The following is a 15,637-nucleotide window of genomic DNA, read 5'->3' as shown; positions in this document are numbered from 1 at the left end:
CGGATCAGGTGCGGTAGGCGTAGAAGTACGCGTTCGGGTACGACGCGACCAGGCTGGCCACCGACCTGTTGTAGGTGTTCGTGGAGTGGTACGTCACGTACGGCACGCCATAGCGGTCGCGGTAGGTGACGATCATCGAGTGGTCCTTGGATCCGTCCCGGTTGAAGTCCATCTGGACCACGTCACCGAGGTTCGCCTGGTAGACGTTGGCGAGCGGGGTGACGCGCTTGGAGGACAGGGCGAACCAGGAGAACTCGTTGACGCCGACGAACGAGTCCGACTGGATGTCGGCGTTGCCGAACCACTTGTGGAAGTCGTTCGTGTAGCCGGGAACGTGCTTCCAGCCGCCCGCCTTCAGGGACTGGCTGACGAAATTGGTGCAGTCACCGCCGTCGGCCTCCCCGTTGTAGTCCGGGTAGTCCGGGTTGTAGTGGGACCAGTACTTCGTCGCGTACGCCACCATGGCCTTGTAGTCGTAGGCGCCGCCGGTGAGGTTCTTCGGGTTGGCCGGAGCGGGCCAGCTGGTGGCCGCGCGGGGCGCGTCGGGCGGGCCGTCGTCGGCGGTCGTCCTCACCTTGGCGACGGACGGCGTGGCGACCTGGTTCACGGCGAGATAGCCGTCATCCGTGTCGCGGATGCCGGTCAGCTGCCAGTTCCCGTCGCGGTCCGCCTTGAAGGTCAGCTCGTGGTGGGCCTGGAACCCCGTGGTCTTCGGGCCCTTGGCCGCGGCCTTGTGGTAGGTCAGGGTCGTGGTCTCGGTGACGGCGACCTTGGCGCGCCGGCCGTGGACCTCGGTCGCGTCGAGCGAGACCTTCGTGCTGCCCGCGCTGTACTTCTCGCCCAGCTTCGCGAGGCGGGTCCTGCGGGCGCGCAGCTCGCCGAGGGCGGAGCTCTGCTCGCGGGACTGCCCGCCGGACAGCCGGACGGACCCCGAGAAGCCGGATGCGTGCCGCGTCCGGGCGCTGCCGGCCCCGTCCACCAGGGCCTGGGTGCGGTCGGTGAAGACCGCGTCGGCGAGCCGCTGGAAGGTCGCCTTGGTGGCCGCGTCCACCGTCGGGTCGTTGGTGACCGCCGCCCCCGCGCTCCAGTTCGGCACCAGGGCCACGCCTGCGACCACGGAGGCGGCCGCTGCCGTGACTATGGTCGCGCGGCGGCGCTTACGGCTCAGTCTTCTTGATTTCAATGGTGTTTCCCCTTTTCGCCGGTACACCTACCGGGATGGAGCATCTTTGCATGCCTGATGCGGTGCATGTGAAGGGTGTTGCACAAGTGGAATCCGCGCCGGGCGCAGGTCACTTGACGACCTGCGACCAGTCCGGCGACTGCGCCGGGTCGAGGCTGCGCAGCGCGGCCAGGGTCTGCGGCTTTTGTACGTCGAGCCAGTCGGCCAGTTCCTTGAAGGTCACGCACTTGACGCCCTTTTTGGTGCAGATCTTCGGGATGATCTGGTCGATGGCCTTCATGTAGATGCCGCCGTTCCAGTCCTCGAAGTGGTCGCCGACGAACAGCGGGGCCCGACTGCCGTAGTAGACGCGGTTGAAGCCGGCCATGTAGGAGTCGACGGTCATCTGCTGCCACTGGGCGTACTTCGACGGATCACCGTTCGTCTCGCCCTGGGACTGGTTGTAGAGGAAGTTGAAGTCCATGGACAGGCCCTGGAACTTGCCGTTCTCGTACGGGAGCATCTGCAGCGGGAAGTCCCAGATGCCGTTCTTCTTCGTGGGCCATATCTGGAAGTCGCCCGGCGAACTGGCGTCGTAGCGCCAGCCATAGCTCTTGATGGCCTTCAGCAGATTCGGCTGGCCCTCGAGGCAGGGTGCGCGACCGCCGGTGACCTCCTTCTTGAAGTCGAAGGGAAGCGCGGGAACGTCCTTGTAGCCGGTGGTGGTCTTCCAGTTCTCCACGAATTGGAAGAACTGGTCGATCTCGCTCTTCCACTGGGCGACGGACCAGTCGCCGCCGCCCTTCTTGCCGCAGAAGTGGCCGTTGAAGTGGGTGCCGATCTCGTTGCCCTGCTGGTAGGCCAGGCGAAGCTGCTCCAGGGTGGTGCGGATGTGCTCGTCGGTGGCGTAGTCGATGGCGGCGTCGCCGGGTGAGTGCATCGGACCGTGGTAGAGCGACTTCCTGCTCTTGGGCAGCAGGTAGATGCCGGTGAGGAAGAAGGTCATGTGGGCGTTGTACTGCTCGCCCATCTTCCGGTAGTGCGAGAAGAGATGGTCGTCGCCCTCCAGGGCGCCGTCCCAGGAGAAGACGACGAACTGGGGCGGCTTCTCGCCGGGCTTGAGCGGCACCGGCTTCAACTGCCCCGGCTGCGGGCCGGTGTAGGAGGTCGAGCCGTCACCGAGGATGTGGGTCCTGCCGTCCCAGGTGGGTGTCGGGCTGGGCTTCGGGGCGGCCGCCTTGGGCTTCTTGCCGGCCGAGGCGGTCGGCTCGGTGTGGTCCGGCCGGGTCAGCGCCAGGAAGCCGGCCACCAGGGAGGCCACGACGAGAAGGACGGCGAGCGTCAGGACCTGCGGGCGGGTGGCGGCGGGGCCCAGGCGACGGCCGGGGGCGCGACGTCGGCCCGTCGGTGACTTCTTGCGAGACATTGCGCGGCTCAATCTCAGAGAGGGGCGAGGGGATCTGTGGGGTCCGGGGTCAGCCCAGACCCGTGGCGGCCGACCAGAGGGCGTACGGGACGTCGTCCGCCGATGTGCCCGCCAGCCCCTTGAGGGGCAGTGGCTGCAGGGACTTCGCCAGGTCCATGCGGTAGACGACGACCGCTGTCGACACGGAGTCGGCTGTGCCGGCGTACCAGGCGGCGGTGTCCTTGTCGTCGGTGCCGGCCTTCCCGGCCGCCCCCGGTGTGAGGGCGGCCGTGGCCGGGTGGGCGGTGCGGAAGGAGTCGGCGAGCGCCTCGTCGACCTCCTGGGCCACCTGGGCGCCGACCGCACGCCGGGGGCGCGGGGTGTTGAGGGCGACCGGGGCGCCGTTCCGGGTGATCCGGCGCACCGAGTACGGCTCCGTGTGCGTGCCGCCGGCCGCGAACGTGGCGTATCCGCTCGCCATGCGGATGGCGCTGGGCGTGGAGTTGCCGAGCGACAGGGCGGGCACCTGGGGGCCGATGCTGTCGGACAGCAGTCCGGACGCCTCCGCGGTCTGGCGCACGTTGTCCAGGCCGGTGTCCATGCCGAGCTGCATGAAGGGCGTGTTGACCGACTGGGCGAGCGCCTGGCGCAGGGTGATCTGCCCGTAGGACTTCCCGCCGTCGTTGTGCGCGGCGACCTTCTTGCCGCTGCGGTCCCAGTAGGGGCCTTCGGGGGTGGTGACGGGAATGCCGTCGTCGCCGTTGTAGGGCGTCTCCGGGGTGACGGGGGTGGCGGGTCCGCCGCGTGTCCTGTGGACGCCGTGTTCGAGCCCGGCGGCGTAGACGAACGGCAGGAACGCGGTGCCGGCCGGGACGGTGGCCGCGTTGGACTCGTTGTAACCCTGCGTACGGTGGTCCGGGCCGCCGTAGACGGCGAGGATCCGGCCGTCGGCGGCGACCGACGCGGCGCCGTAGTGCGCGGTCTTCGCCGCGTCCGGGTGGTCCTTCTTCGCCTGCTTGCGGGCCTTGGTGACGGCGTCGGTGAGCGCCTGCTCCCGCTTGCGGTCGAAGGTCGTGTAGATCTGGTACCCGCCGAGGTCGAACTGCTGGTCGGTCAGATGCCCGGCCTTCTTGGCGTACTGCGACGCCAGCTCCACCAGGTAGTCGCTCTGCGCGCCGGTGTTGTACAGCGGGTTGCTCTTCAGCGGCTCGGGGAAGGTCTTGTACGTGGCGCGCTCCTGCGGCGACAGCTGGTGGATCTTGACCATGCGGTCCAGGATCCACTTCCAGCGTTCCACGGCCCGCTTGTGGTTGGCCTTGCCGAGTGTGGGGTCGTACAGGCCGGCGCCCTTGAGGAGTCCGGCGAGCATGGCGGCCTCGGACGCGTTGAGCTTGCTGACGTCCTTGCCGTAGTAGGCCTGGGCGGCGCGCTGGATGCCGTAGCTGCCGCGGCCGAACCAGCTGGTGTTGAGGTAGCCCTCCAGGATCTGGTCCTTGCTCATCTTGTTGTCGAGCTTGAGGGCGATCATCGCCTCGGTGAACTTGCGGCTGAGCGTCTGGTTCTGGGAGAGATAGACGTTTTTGACGTACTGCTGGGTGATGGTGGATCCGCCCTCGGTGTCGCCCTTGCCCACCGTGCGGTACAGCGCCCGCGTGATGCCTTTGACGGATATGCCCGGGTCCGAGTAGAAACTTTCGTTCTCCGCCGCCAGCACCGCCCAGCGGACGTCCGGGGGTATGTCCTTCAGCGGCATCGCCTGCCGCTGCACCCAGCCCGTGCGGGCCATCGGGGTGCCGTCCGACCAGAAGTAGACGTTGTCCTGCTGCGTGGCGTAGGTGTTCAGGTCGGTCGGTATGTCGGTCATCGCGTACGCGGTGGCGAGGAAGAGGGTCAGCAGGCCGAACGAGGCCGTCGTGGCGCCGAGCCACTGGCGCCAGGACGGTATCCAGCGGCGCCAGCCGGTCCGGCCGGGGCGGGGGTACAGGGGCTTCAGACGGCGCGCGCAGCGGGCGAGCCGGCGGGCGTACGGGGCCAGGCTGCGGGCGTACGGGGTGAGCGGCCCGAGCAGACGCCGGGTCGCGGCCAGGGCGCGCTCGCGCGCGGCGGGACGCGCACTGCGCCGGCGCTCGGCCCGGCTGCCGGCCGCGGGCGGCTCCGGCGGCGGGGGCACGCGCAGCTGCACGGTCTCGTCCGCCCTGAGGGTCTCCACCCTCAGATGCAGGGTCATGTCCGCGTCGATCGGCTTGTCACCACGGGCTCCCGCCTGGGGAGCGCCGTCCCCCTGCGACGCATCGGTCACCTGCGTCTCCCCTCCGCACTCGTTCTTGCTCGCGCGGTGAGCTGAGCACCCTCGCTACGGCGTTCACAAGTTATCAACGAAGTTTTCGAATCCTCTGTTCAAAGGGCGGAGTTTCTCGCAACACTCATGCAACATTGAGAAACCGTCGCCCGGGCCCCGACGGCTACCCTGGGCCCATGCCACGCTATGAGTACCGTTGCCGCAGTTGCGGCGAGACGTTCGAAATGAGCCGGCCCATGGCCGAATCCGCCGCCCCTGCGCCGTGCCCTGCCGGGCATGACGACACGGTGAAGCTGCTGTCGACCGTTGCCGTGGGCGGCACGGCCACGCAGGCCCCTGCGGGGGGCGGGGGCGGCGGTTGTTGCGGTGGGGGCTGCTGCGGCTGATCACCCACGAAGGTGCCGCTCGGCGCCTTCCCGCGGCCCGGCACCGCTGTGGCTCATCGCACCGTTCCCCGCGCCCCTGGGGGGCGCTACTGCCGTGCCGCTCGCAGAAACTCCCGTACGATCCGCTCGCCGGCCAGCACCCCCCGCTCCGGCAGTGCCGCGATCTGCGGTGCCGTCCAGCCCGTGTCGGCCAGTTCGCCGTGGCCGGGGCGCCAGCCCCGGTCGGCGGCGAGGAGCAGGTCGGCGTCCAGGAGGGAGTCACCCGCCGCCAGCGTGAGGTCCGCGCCGGTGCGGCGGGCGACCTCGCGTACCGCCGCGCTCTTGGTGAGCGGCTGGGGGACGGCGTAGATCTTGCGGCCCTGGAGCGAGACGGTCCACCCGCGGTTCTCGGCCCACACCGCCAGCTCCTTCACCCAGTCCTCGGGCAGCAGCTCGCGCTCGACGACGAGATAGGCGAACAGATCCTCGGCGATCCGGTGCTTGCGCACCCAGACGGGGTCGGCCGTCCTCAGCAGGTGCTCGCGGACTTCCGCCAGCGGTGCGCATTCGTCGGCGAGACGGGCCTGCACACCCGCGTGCCAGTCGGGGTCCGTCACCCCGTCGACCAGCAGATGGCCGCCGTTGGCACAGATCGCGTACGTGGGGGGCGGCCCGGGAAGGTTGATCCGCTGGTACTGCTTGCGGGTCCGGGTCGTGGTCGGCACGAAGACGGCCGTGTCGCCGAGGTCGGTCAGCAGCTGGGCCGCCGTCTCCGTCATGTACGACAGCGGCCTGGCCTCGTGGACCTCCACACACAGCAGCCGGGGTGCCCGCGCGTCCGGCATGGTCAGCGCGAGGGCCGCCGAGGAGTAGATCAGCGTACGGTCGAGGTCACTCGCCACCAGCACCGGCATCAGGCGTTCACCGCCTTGCCGTCGGCGCCCGTCGCCCCACGCGTGTACCTGGGGTGGATCAGCCCGACGCAGGTGTACGGCAGGTCGCCGACCTCCTCGACGGGTACGCCTCTCTGCTCGGCGAGCAGGCGGACATGGTCGAGGTCGGCGCCGGCCCCGGCACGGGCGAGGATCTTCCACGGCACCCGGCGCAGCAGCACCCGGGTGGTCTCGCCGACGCCGGGCTTGACGAGGTTCACGTCGTGGATGCCGTACTCCTCGCTGATCCGCTCGACGGCCCGCCAGCCGGCCCAGGTGGGGGTGCGGTCCTCGGCCATCAGCTCCTTGACCGCGGCGTCGACGGGGTCGGCAACCTCGGGGAAGCGGGCGGAGACGGCGTCGAGGAAGGCCACCGAGACGTCGGCGCCGGCGAGTTCGCGGTAGAACTTCGCACCGTGGAAGTCGTCCGGGCCGACCAGGTCGGCCCGCAGCACCGTACGCGAGATCAGGCCGGAGACGGTGGAGTTGAGGCAGGCGGAGGGGATGAGGAAGTCCTCACGGGTGCCGTAGGTGCGCACACAGGAGCCCGGGTCGGCGAGTACGGCGATCTCCGGGTCGAAGCCGGTGATGCCCTCCCGCTCCTCGAACTCCTCGACGGCCTGGGCGAGTTCGCGGGTGATGGCGCCCTTGCCGGTCCAGCCGTCGACGAACACGACGTCACGGGGGTCGTGACGGTCGGCCAGCCAGCGCAGCGCGTTGGCGTCGATGCCCCGGCCGCGCACGATCGACACGGCGTAGTGCGGGAGGTCGAGGCCGTGCCGGAACCGGGCCCAGCGGCGCATGAGGATACCGACCGGGGTACCCGCCCGGGCCAGGGACACCAGCACCGGGCGGGGCGACCGCTCGGCGATGACCGCCTCGGTCACCACGCCGACCGCCTGGGCGAGCCGGGCGGCGGAGGCGTCGAGGGCGGTGTGGAACAACTCCTGGTACTGCTCGCTCGGCTGGTACTCGACGGGCAGTGACTCGGCGTAGTGCGCGCCGCCGCTCTGGATGGCCTCCTCGCGCTCCTCGGTCGGCGCCTCCAGCGTGACGTCGGACAGGTCCTGCAGCAGCCAGCCGACCTCGTCGGGCGCGTAACTGGAGAATGCGGGGCCGCGGAGGGGCTCGGGCAGCATGGCCGGCCTTTCGGGAGTGTGCGGGACATACGCGGGGACGACCGCGAGCAGGACGTGCGGGACGTGCGCCGCGAGCCGTGCCAGCAGGCCGTCGGGCGCGTGCAGGGCGGGAGTGTCGGCGACGGAGTCGACCACGGCGACGACGGCGTCGAAGCCGCCGCCGGCGACGTTGTAGGCGTAGCGCTCACCGGGACCGTCCGCCGGGTCGTCGTGGGCGGGGAAGACCAGGCGGGTACGGATCGCGTACCCGGGATCGTCCAGAGCCAGGACCGGCGAGCGGGTGGTGGTGGAGAAGCGCACCTCGGCATCCGTGGTCCGCTCCAGCTCACGGGCGAGGCGTAGGGGGGCGTACATCAGCTCTTCGAAGCCGAGGACCAGGACGCGACGGGCGCCGGAGGGCAGGGCGCCGCGTATTCGGGCGGCCATGGCGGGCAGGGCGGCGTCCAGGCGGGCCCGGTGGGCGGGCGTGAAGCCGTGGCGCCCGCCGTCGGGGAGGCGATGGGGCCAGTGCAGTTCTATGCGCCTGGGCCGGTGCGCCCCTCGGGCGCGACCGGCCACGGACGACCCGCACCCGGCCGACTCATGGTGAGCCACCAGTTGCTGCCCCTTGCCCAGCACATCCGACGGCAGCCGCACCGTCCCGGACGCGGCGGCGACAAGATCCACCCGGGCCCCGATCCCACGGGCGAACCGTTCCAGCCGATCCGCGTCCTCAGCCGAGCGCATGTCCACCAGCGCCACCACCACATACCGCCCCCGCGGATACCGCTCATGCAGGTCACGGATGGTGTTCAGCACTGTGTTACCGGTGGAGAACTCATCGTCGACGAGTACCAGCGGACCGTCACCGGCCAGCAGGCCGGCGTCTTCCGGCAGCAGAAGATGCGACGTGGCGTGCGAGTGCGACTCCTCGAAGCCGCCCGCCCGGGCGACCCCGGCCACCGGCCGGCGCGTGGAGTGCAGATACGGCGCCGTACCGAGGCCGTCGGCGACCGCGTGGCCCAACCCGGTCGCGGTCTCCGCGTAACCGAGGACCACCGCCTTCCCCGCCTCGTCCGGGGAGAGCAGCGCGGCGACCCGTCGGCCCAAGCGGTAGCCGTACTCGTAGACCACGGACGGCGACTGCGGTACGTGCTTGCCGAGCACGTTGGAGACCAGCAGATGAGCCCGCTTGGGATTACGGCGCAGCGCCAGTCCCAGCAGGGCCTGCAGACCGTCGTCCCCTACGAGTTCGACCCCGAGCCGCTCCGCGACCCAGCTGCCGGACCAGATGCCGTCGTTCACTGCGTGATTCATGCATTCCTTGGACGTGTGGGAAGGGTCAGCCGGGTATCCCGGCGGCGAGCAGCTCCACGAAGCCGACGTCCTCGTGGGCCACGCCGAAGACCTCGGCGCGCAGCACAGTGCGCTCGGCCCAGGCGCGGTGCGGCTTCACCTCGTTCATCTTGTTCGTGTAGGCCGAGCGAAGTACACCCCCGCCGCCGCGTTCCGGCCGCAGGATGTCCTGGGCGTCGCTGTACTCCTCGTGGCTGACCACGGACAGCGCGTGGACGGGCAGCACATGGGAGGGGTGGATGCAGGTCTTGCCGAGCAGGCCGTTGGCGTGGTCGAGGGAGATCTCCCGCAGCAGGCCGTCCATGGCGTGCTCGATCAGCCTCTCGCGCAGCTCGACGGCCTGCACCTCCAGGAAGGGGCTCTGTCTGAGCTGCGGCTTGAACATGCGCTCGGAGACCCGGAAGTACTCCCACACGGGCCCGGTCACGGTGAACCCGGTGCCGTCGGCGCGGCCCAGCATGTTCACGACGTCGGCGATCACCGAGGCGACGATCTGGACGTCGTAGGCGGTCATGTCCGGGGCGCGGCGCAGGCCGTAGGAGGAGCAGAAGTCGGTCACGCCGAGGCGCAGCGCCAGCACCCGGTCGCGGAACTTGTCGACCGCGCGGAAGATGCCCTCCAGGGTGTCCACGCGGGACTCCCGGTAGAGCAGCTCCGGGGACTCCAGGACGGGCATGGCGAACAGCCGGCGCCCGGTCTCGGCCTCGGCGGCCGTCAGGGCCTCCAGGAAGGGGATGCCGCGCTCCTCGGTGAACTTGGGCAGCACGAATCCGGACAGCAGCCGCACGGACGGGCCGAGGCGCCGGGCCAGATCGGGGATCTGCTCGGGGGTGCGCACCCGGATGAACAGCAGCGGCGGCTCGACGCCGGGCCGGGCGGCCAGGTCGGCGAACTGCCGGACGAGGTTGTCCTCGCCGGCCGCGACGTCCGCGTCGTCGATCGAGTCCTCCAGGCACAGCACCATCGAGACCACGCCGTTCCCGGCCTGCTTGACGATGTCGTCGGCGAGCCTCGGCCGGGTGGCCGGGCTGTACAGGGTGGCGCCGAGAGCGGCGGCGAGCAGCCGGGCCGGCGAGTCGGCGCTGAACGCGCACGGCTCCCGGTGGAAGAGGCGCTGCCGCACCTCCGGGGCGATGTGCCCGAAATGACGCATAGGACTCCCTCAGGACGTGGGCCCGAGTCTCAGTGTTCGGTAAAGGGTGGCCGGTAATAGTACGTAGAGATCCATGTCAGGGGTTCCCTGCGGGCATGAATTTCCGGTAACTCACCCATGTCGGCGGTGCTCTGGGAGACCACCCCCCGCATTGTCGTGGCCAGGACCGAGAGGGCAGGATGACCGCATGACGCACGCGATGCTGAAGGGGTCGAACGTCCCGCTGGAAGCCGACACGGTCCGCGCCGTGCTGCGCTGGGCGCCCGGGCAGGCGGTCCCGGACGTGGACGTCTCGGCGCTGCTGCTGGGCCCTGACGGCCGGGTGCGCTCCGACGAGGACTTCGTCTTCTACAACCAGCCCCGGCACCCCTCCGGGAAGGTGTGGCGGCTGGGCAAGAAGCGCATCACCGAGGGACTGACCGACACGATCCAGACGGATCTGCCCGGCGTCGAGCCGGACGTAGGCCGGATCCTGCTGGTCGCGTCGGCGGACGGGGTCACCTTCGACCGGGTGCCGGCGCTGTGCATCCTGCTGTACGACGCCGCGGTCGCCGACGCCGAGCCGCTGGCCCGGTTCGAGATCAAGCCGGAGACGGGCGCGGAGACGGCGCTGATCTGCGGGGAGCTGTACCGGCGCGGGGAGGGCTGGAAGTTCCGCGCGCTGGGAGAGGGCTACTCGAACGGGCTGAAGGGGCTGGCCACGGACTTCGGCATCTCGGTGGACGAGGGGGAGCCCCCGGCGGTTCCGCAGCCATTGCCTCCGGCGGTGGTGCCGCAGCCGGCGTATGGATACCCCCAGCCGCAGCCGGTTCCTGTTCCGGTCGGGCCGTTGGCTTCGGACTTCCGGTTGCCTCCGCAGGGGCCGCAGTTCATCGGGCGGTGAGTGCGCCCAGTGGCTCGGGGCTGCCGGTTGTACGGCGGCTGCGGTGGGCTCGTGGTTTCTCGCGCAGTTCCCCGCGCCCCCTCGGGGCGCACCGGCTCCCGGCGCTTCAGCGGTCGACCTTGGTCTTGTAGCCCCTCCCCCACTGCAGCCCCCACCCGTAGAGCCGGTCCAGCTCCCCCTGGAAGCCGTAGACGAACTTCACCTCGCGGCGGACGACCAGCTCGCCCTTCACGTTCTCGATCATGACGACCGCGCAGGAGCGGGCCTGGGGATGGCGTTCGTCGAGGCCTATCTCGATGCGGGGGCCGTTGCTCGGGTACAGCGTGACGATGGCGTGGGTGCGGTCGAAGGCCGGCGTCTGGTCGTAGATGTAGACGAAGACCAGCAGGCGTTTGATGGCGTCGCGGTGGTCGAGGTTGACGTACATCGTCTCGCCGGACGCCGAGCCGAACCGGTCGTCTCCGCTGAGCTTGATGTACGGCGGTGCGTTGACGTCGCCGAGGTAGCCGCCGAGCGGCTGGACGACGCCCTTCGTGCCGTCGGTCAGTTCGTAGAGGCAGCCGAGGTCGAGGTCGACGTTGACCATGCTCTGGCCGTGGCCGAGGACCTCCGGGGGCCTGAGGGCCTTGAAGGGGTGCCTGAAGAGGCTGGTGCGCTGGACTCCGTCGAAGTCGGAGGTGCGCATCCGCCAGGTGAGGTTGACGCGCAGATGGCCGGTGGCCGCGCCCTGCTTGGTGAGGGACACCGCCTGGTGCCGCCTGGTGAGTTCTATGGCGTTGCTTGAAGCGCTGCCCGAGTCGAAGTCGGCAGCGCTGGCACCGCGCAGCCCGTCGAAGAAACCCATTCCCGCCCCCAGGTCATTCTTGTGAACGCCGTCGGGGCGGCCGACCGCGTCGGCCGCCCCGCTCAGAGCGTTCCTCACCGGCCGGGGTGTCACACCCCGGAGGAGACCTCGGCCTTCTCTCCGGTGCCCTCCCCGGCGGCCGCCAGCGCGCGGTTGCGGCGGACGGAGGACCAGAAGGACCAGGCGATCAGGAGGACGCCGACGAGACCGGTGATCACCTCGTTGATCTCGTACTGGATGGTGACCATGAGGATCACGGCCAGGGCGCCGATGGCGTAGTGGGCGCCGTGCTCCAGGTAGACGTAGTCGTCGAGGGTGCCCTGGCGGACCAGGTAGACCGTGAGGGAGCGGACGTACATCGCGCCGATGCCGAGGCCGAGGGCCATCATGACGATGTCGTTGGTGATGGCGAAGGCGCCGATCACGCCGTCGAAGGAGAAGGACGCGTCCAGGACCTCCAGGTAGAGGAACATGAAGAACGCGGCCTGGCCGGCCAGCAGTACCGCCGACTTCGGCTTGCCGCTGCGGGCGGCCTCTTCCTCCGCCTCGTGCTCGCGCTCCTCCTCTTCCTCCAGCCGGTCCTCGAAGTAGCCGGACAGGCCTCCGACGATCATGTAGGTGATCAGGCCGGCGATACCGGCGATCAGGACCGTCTGGGCCTTGTCGATGTGCGCGCCGCCGTGCTGGTGGGCGTGGGTGGCGAAGGTGAAGGAGGTGATCAGCAGGGCGATCAGGGCGATGCAGACCGCCAGCATGTCGACCTTGCCGAGCTTGGCCAGGGGCCGCTCGATCCAGCGCAGCCACTGGATGTCCCGGTCCTCGAAGATGAAGTCGAGGAAGATCATCAGCAGGAACATGCCACCGAAGGCGGCGATCGCCGGGTGGGCGTCGGTGACCAGCTGCTGGTAGCGGTCCTTGTCGGTGAGGGCCAGGTGGACCGCGTCGTACGGGTTGAGCTTGGCGGTGACGGCGACGATGACGACCGGGAAGACCAGCCGCATGCCGAAGACCGCGATGAGGACGCCGACCGTGAGGAAGATCTTCTGCCAGAAGGCGCTCATCTTCTTCAGGATGCCGGCGTTGACCACCGCGTTGTCGAACGACAGCGAGATCTCGAGGACGGCGAGGATCGCGACGACGCCGAAGGCCTCCCACCCCCCGTAGAAGAACGCGGCGACCAAGCCGAGCGCGGTGACCGCGAACGACCAGCCGAAGGTTTTCAGAAGCACTGGCTACCCAATCGTGTCAGTACGGGGCTCCCCCGCGCCGTACTCGGCTTTGCTAAACGTTGACTCCCGAGTGTAGAGGTGCACCCTACCGGCGGTACCGTGCGGGGCAAGCCGCGCTACGAAACGTTCACCCCGAAGTCCAGGGCGATACCGCGCAGGCCCGACGCATAGCCCTGCCCCACGGCCCGGAACTTCCACTCGCCCTGGTAGCGGTACAGCTCGCCGAAGATCATGGCGGTCTCGGTGGAGGCGTCCTCGCTCAGGTCGTAGCGCGCCAGCTCCTGGCCGTCGGCCTGGTTCACGACCCGGATGAAGGCGTTGGAGACCTGGCCGAAGGTCTGGCCGCGCTCGTCCGCCATATGGATGGAGACCGGGAAGACGATCTTCTCGCAGTGCGCGGGAACCTTGGTGAGGTCCACCAGGATGGACTCGTCGTCGCCCTCGCCCTCACCGGTGAGGTTGTCACCGGTGTGCTCGACCGAGCCGTCCGGGCTCTTGAGCTGGTTGTAGAACACGAACCACTCGTCTCCCAGCACGCGGTTGCCCGCGCCGCACAGCAGCGCGCTGGCGTCGAGGTCGAAGGGAGCGCCGGTGGTGGATCGCGCGTCCCAGCCGAGCCCGATCATGACGTTGGTGAGGTTCGGTGCGGCCTTGGAGAGGGAGACATTGCCTCCCTTGGCGAGCGTGACGCCCATGATGCTGGTCCTCCCCTAGTGGTGCTTCCCTGGTTGTCCTGCGCGTCCGGCGCCGCACGTAAACGGTGCGGCGCCGGTGCCAGGCCCTTGTGCGTCAGACGTTGACGCCGAAGTCCTGGGCGATGCCGCGCAGACCGGAGGCGTAGCCCTGGCCGATGGCACGGAACTTCCACTCCGCCCCGTGCCGGTACAGCTCGCCGAAGACCATGGCGGTCTCGGTGGAGGCGTCCTCGCTCAGGTCGTAGCGGGCGATCTCCTGCTGGTTGGCCTGGTTCACGACGCGGATGAAGGCGTTGCGGACCTGGCCGAAGGACTGCTGGCGGTTCTCGGCGTCGTAGATCGACACCGGGAAGACGATCTTCTCGATGTCGGCCGGGACGCCGGCCAGGTTGACCTTGATCTGCTCGTCGTCGCCTTCGCCCTCACCGGTGAGGTTGTCACCGGTGTGCTCGACCGAGCCGTCGGGGCTCTTGAGATTGTTGAAGAAGACGAAGTGCTGGTCGCTCGCGACCTTGCCGGAGTTGTTCAGCAGCAGCGCGCTCGCGTCGAGGTCGAAGTCGGTGCCGGTCGTGGTGCGCACGTCCCAGCCCAGCCCGACGATGACGGCGGTCAGGCCCGGGGCCTCCTTCGTCAGCGATACGTTGCCGCCCTTGCTGAGGCTGACTCCCACGGGTCCTCCATGTGGTGTCCAGGGGCGGGGAGCCCCGTCGTGCTTCGGATATGGGATCAACGTGCCGATCCTAGTGACGGGTTCCCGCACCCCGCAGACCCTGGACCCGGTGCATCACAGGTGTCGGCCACGGTCGGCCTACAGGGTGTCGAGCGCCTTCACGTAGGCGTTCAGGTCGCGCGCGTCCGGCAGGCCGTTGACCACGGTCCACCGCACGACGCCCTCCTTGTCGATGATGAAGGTGCCCCGCACGGCGCATCCCTTGTCCTCGTCGAAGACGCCGTACGCGCGCGAGACGTTGCCGTGCGGCCAGAAGTCGCTGAGCAGCGGGTACTCCAGGCCCTCCTGCTCGGCGAAGACGCGCAGGGTGTGGATGGAGTCGTTGGAGACGGCGAGCACCTGCGTCTCGCGGTCCGAGAACTTCGGCAGGTTGTCGCGCAGCTCGCACAGCTCACCGGTGCACACACCGGTGAAGGCGAAGGGGTAGAAGAGCAGGACCACGTTCTTCTCGCCGCGGAAGTCCGAGAGCTTCACGGTGCGGCCGTGGTTGTCCTTGAGCTCGAAGTCGGGCGCCTTGTCGCCGACCTGGATCGCCATCGTCGTGCATCCCTTCGGTGGGCTGTTCGGGTGAGCGCACAGCAAACGCTCGGCTCCACCCTACGCAGCGATCACCGGGGCCTTCCGGACGGGCTGGGGCGAAGACCAGCCCGTCCGGTCGACGACCCTCACGTCACTTCTTGGACTTGGCCGCCTTCGGCGTGGCCAGCCGGCTGCCGCTCCAGTCCTTGCCCACGCTGACGCTCTTGGAGGCCGTCAGGCCGGCCGTCGTGGCGGCGTCCTGGATGTCGCTCGGCTCCACGTACCCCGAACGGCCGGTCTTCGGCGTGAGGAGCAGGATCGCGCCGCCCTCTTCGATGTACGTGGTGGCATCCACCAGCGCATCCGTCAGGTCACCGTCGTCGTCACGGAACCACAGCACAACGGCGTCGGCCACGTCGTCGTATTCCTCGTCCATCAGGTCGCCTTCGACGGCTTCCTCGATGGCCTCGCGGAGCTCCTGATCGACGTCGTCGTCGTAGCCGATCTCCTGGACCACCTGCCCGGGCTGGAACCCCAGCCTGGCGGCAGGGTTCGTCCGCTCCTCCGCGTGGTCCGCGGTCGCGCTCACGGGTTGCCTCCTGATCATGTCTTGGTGAATATCTCAGCCACGCGCGTGCGCGAAGCATTGGCCGTAGTCCACACGGGCGGGACGGATCGCGCAAGTACCCGGCCGTCCGGACCGCCGAAACGGTGACGATCCCGGCCGTGTCCCCGCAACTCCTGGCACCGTATCCCGATTCCTCGAGACCCACATCACACCGATGTGCCCGGTTTGCGCCATTCGGAATCATTCAGCGATACGACCCTCGAACGGCTTTGCCAAGCCTGTCACACCCCGGGCGTATCGTTGCGTTTTGACCGAGGAAGAGACCGATGGCCACCGAGGAGATGACGTACGCCGTCCCGAGGTACACGATGGGGAACGG

Annotated in this window: 14 protein-coding genes; 2 read left to right on the top strand and 12 right to left on the bottom strand. The window is 69.2% G+C overall.

What is annotated here, in order from left to right:
* Positions 1–4: 4 nt before the first annotated feature.
* From ACZ41I_RS02425 to ACZ41I_RS02415, 3 genes are all read right to left on the bottom strand, one after another.
* Positions 5–1,105 (bottom strand): amidase domain-containing protein, encoded by a 1,101-nt coding sequence (locus tag ACZ41I_RS02425; RefSeq protein WP_468512975.1) that lies wholly within the window; start codon positions 1,103–1,105, stop codon positions 5–7.
* A 187-nt stretch (positions 1,106–1,292) separates the two neighbouring features.
* Positions 1,293–2,588 (bottom strand): polysaccharide deacetylase family protein, encoded by a 1,296-nt coding sequence (locus tag ACZ41I_RS02420; protein WP_468512974.1) that lies wholly within the window; start codon positions 2,586–2,588, stop codon positions 1,293–1,295.
* Positions 2,589–2,637: 49 nt separating this feature from the next.
* Positions 2,638–4,794: a transglycosylase domain-containing protein gene (locus ACZ41I_RS02415; RefSeq protein ID WP_468326475.1), complete on the bottom strand. Its 2,157-nt coding sequence runs from the start codon at positions 4,792–4,794 to the stop codon at positions 2,638–2,640.
* A gap of 248 nt (positions 4,795–5,042) precedes the next feature.
* Between ACZ41I_RS02415 and ACZ41I_RS02410 the strand changes: the two genes are divergently transcribed.
* Complete coding sequence (locus tag ACZ41I_RS02410; RefSeq protein ID WP_399771693.1) at positions 5,043–5,252, top strand: zinc ribbon domain-containing protein; 210 nt, start codon at positions 5,043–5,045, stop codon at positions 5,250–5,252.
* A gap of 86 nt (positions 5,253–5,338) precedes the next feature.
* Here the strand turns inward: ACZ41I_RS02410 and ACZ41I_RS02405 are convergent, their stop codons facing one another.
* From ACZ41I_RS02405 to ACZ41I_RS02395, 3 genes are read right to left on the bottom strand one after another with little or no spacing between them, the layout of a single operon-like run.
* Positions 5,339–6,145 carry an HAD family hydrolase gene (locus tag ACZ41I_RS02405; RefSeq protein ID WP_363217832.1) on the bottom strand — a complete coding sequence of 269 codons (807 nt, stop codon included), beginning with the start codon at positions 6,143–6,145 and terminating at the stop codon, positions 5,339–5,341.
* On the bottom strand, positions 6,145–8,598 hold the full coding sequence (locus ACZ41I_RS02400) for a phosphoribosyltransferase (protein ID WP_399771698.1): 2,454 nt from the start codon (positions 8,596–8,598) through the stop codon (positions 6,145–6,147). Before ACZ41I_RS02400 ends, ACZ41I_RS02405 begins: the two co-directional genes overlap by 1 nt.
* A gap of 25 nt (positions 8,599–8,623) precedes the next feature.
* The gene (locus tag ACZ41I_RS02395; RefSeq protein WP_399771700.1) at positions 8,624–9,790 is read right to left on the bottom strand and encodes an HpcH/HpaI aldolase/citrate lyase family protein; all 1,167 of its coding nucleotides are present in this window, start codon (positions 9,788–9,790) and stop codon (positions 8,624–8,626) included.
* Positions 9,791–9,977: 187 nt separating this feature from the next.
* Here ACZ41I_RS02395 and ACZ41I_RS02390 point away from each other — a divergent pair, with 187 nt between their 5' ends.
* The gene (locus ACZ41I_RS02390; RefSeq protein WP_468326445.1) at positions 9,978–10,673 is read left to right on the top strand and encodes a TerD family protein; all 696 of its coding nucleotides are present in this window, start codon (positions 9,978–9,980) and stop codon (positions 10,671–10,673) included.
* A 106-nt stretch (positions 10,674–10,779) separates the two neighbouring features.
* On the opposite strand, the gene ACZ41I_RS02385 is transcribed toward ACZ41I_RS02390, so the two are convergent.
* The 6 genes from ACZ41I_RS02385 to ACZ41I_RS02360 form a co-directional block, all read right to left on the bottom strand.
* Positions 10,780–11,517, bottom strand: a complete 738-nt coding sequence (locus tag ACZ41I_RS02385; RefSeq protein ID WP_363220473.1) for a TerD family protein — start codon at positions 11,515–11,517, stop codon at positions 10,780–10,782.
* Between the two features lie 89 nt (positions 11,518–11,606).
* Positions 11,607–12,746, bottom strand: a complete 1,140-nt coding sequence (locus ACZ41I_RS02380; protein WP_363217551.1) for a DUF475 domain-containing protein — start codon at positions 12,744–12,746, stop codon at positions 11,607–11,609.
* A 116-nt stretch (positions 12,747–12,862) separates the two neighbouring features.
* On the bottom strand, positions 12,863–13,441 hold the full coding sequence (locus tag ACZ41I_RS02375) for a TerD family protein (protein WP_363217550.1): 579 nt from the start codon (positions 13,439–13,441) through the stop codon (positions 12,863–12,865).
* A gap of 94 nt (positions 13,442–13,535) precedes the next feature.
* On the bottom strand, positions 13,536–14,111 hold the full coding sequence (locus tag ACZ41I_RS02370; RefSeq protein WP_363217549.1) for a calcium homeostasis/redox stress adaptation protein: 576 nt from the start codon (positions 14,109–14,111) through the stop codon (positions 13,536–13,538).
* A gap of 138 nt (positions 14,112–14,249) precedes the next feature.
* Positions 14,250–14,708 (bottom strand): peroxiredoxin, encoded by a 459-nt coding sequence (locus ACZ41I_RS02365; protein WP_360090617.1) that lies wholly within the window; start codon positions 14,706–14,708, stop codon positions 14,250–14,252.
* A gap of 133 nt (positions 14,709–14,841) precedes the next feature.
* Positions 14,842–15,279 (bottom strand): DUF3052 domain-containing protein, encoded by a 438-nt coding sequence (locus ACZ41I_RS02360; protein WP_351245079.1) that lies wholly within the window; start codon positions 15,277–15,279, stop codon positions 14,842–14,844.
* Between the last annotated feature and the right edge of the window lie 358 nt (positions 15,280–15,637).

The sequence above is a fragment of the Streptomyces sp. NPDC030799 genome (assembly GCF_055572255.1).
The sequence above is the reverse complement of the archived record's forward strand: the minus strand, read 5'-3'. Positions and strand labels throughout refer to the sequence as shown.

Coding starts and splice junctions, on each gene's coding strand:
- ACZ41I_RS02420 (WP_468512974.1), bottom strand. CDS start 2,588: ATGTCTCGCAAGAAGTCACCGACGGGCCGACGTCGCGCCCCCGGCCGT.
- ACZ41I_RS02415 (WP_468326475.1), bottom strand. CDS start 4,794: ATGACCCTGCATCTGAGGGTGGAGACCCTCAGGGCGGACGAGACCGTG.
- ACZ41I_RS02410 (WP_399771693.1), top strand. CDS start 5,043: ATGCCACGCTATGAGTACCGTTGCCGCAGTTGCGGCGAGACGTTCGAA.
- ACZ41I_RS02405 (WP_363217832.1), bottom strand. CDS start 6,145: ATGCCGGTGCTGGTGGCGAGTGACCTCGACCGTACGCTGATCTACTCC.
- ACZ41I_RS02400 (WP_399771698.1), bottom strand. CDS start 8,598: ATGAATCACGCAGTGAACGACGGCATCTGGTCCGGCAGCTGGGTCGCG.
- ACZ41I_RS02395 (WP_399771700.1), bottom strand. CDS start 9,790: ATGCGTCATTTCGGGCACATCGCCCCGGAGGTGCGGCAGCGCCTCTTC.
- ACZ41I_RS02390 (WP_468326445.1), top strand. CDS start 9,978: ATGACGCACGCGATGCTGAAGGGGTCGAACGTCCCGCTGGAAGCCGAC.
- ACZ41I_RS02385 (WP_363220473.1), bottom strand. CDS start 11,517: ATGGGTTTCTTCGACGGGCTGCGCGGTGCCAGCGCTGCCGACTTCGAC.
- ACZ41I_RS02375 (WP_363217550.1), bottom strand. CDS start 13,441: ATGGGCGTCACGCTCGCCAAGGGAGGCAATGTCTCCCTCTCCAAGGCC.
- ACZ41I_RS02365 (WP_360090617.1), bottom strand. CDS start 14,708: ATGGCGATCCAGGTCGGCGACAAGGCGCCCGACTTCGAGCTCAAGGAC.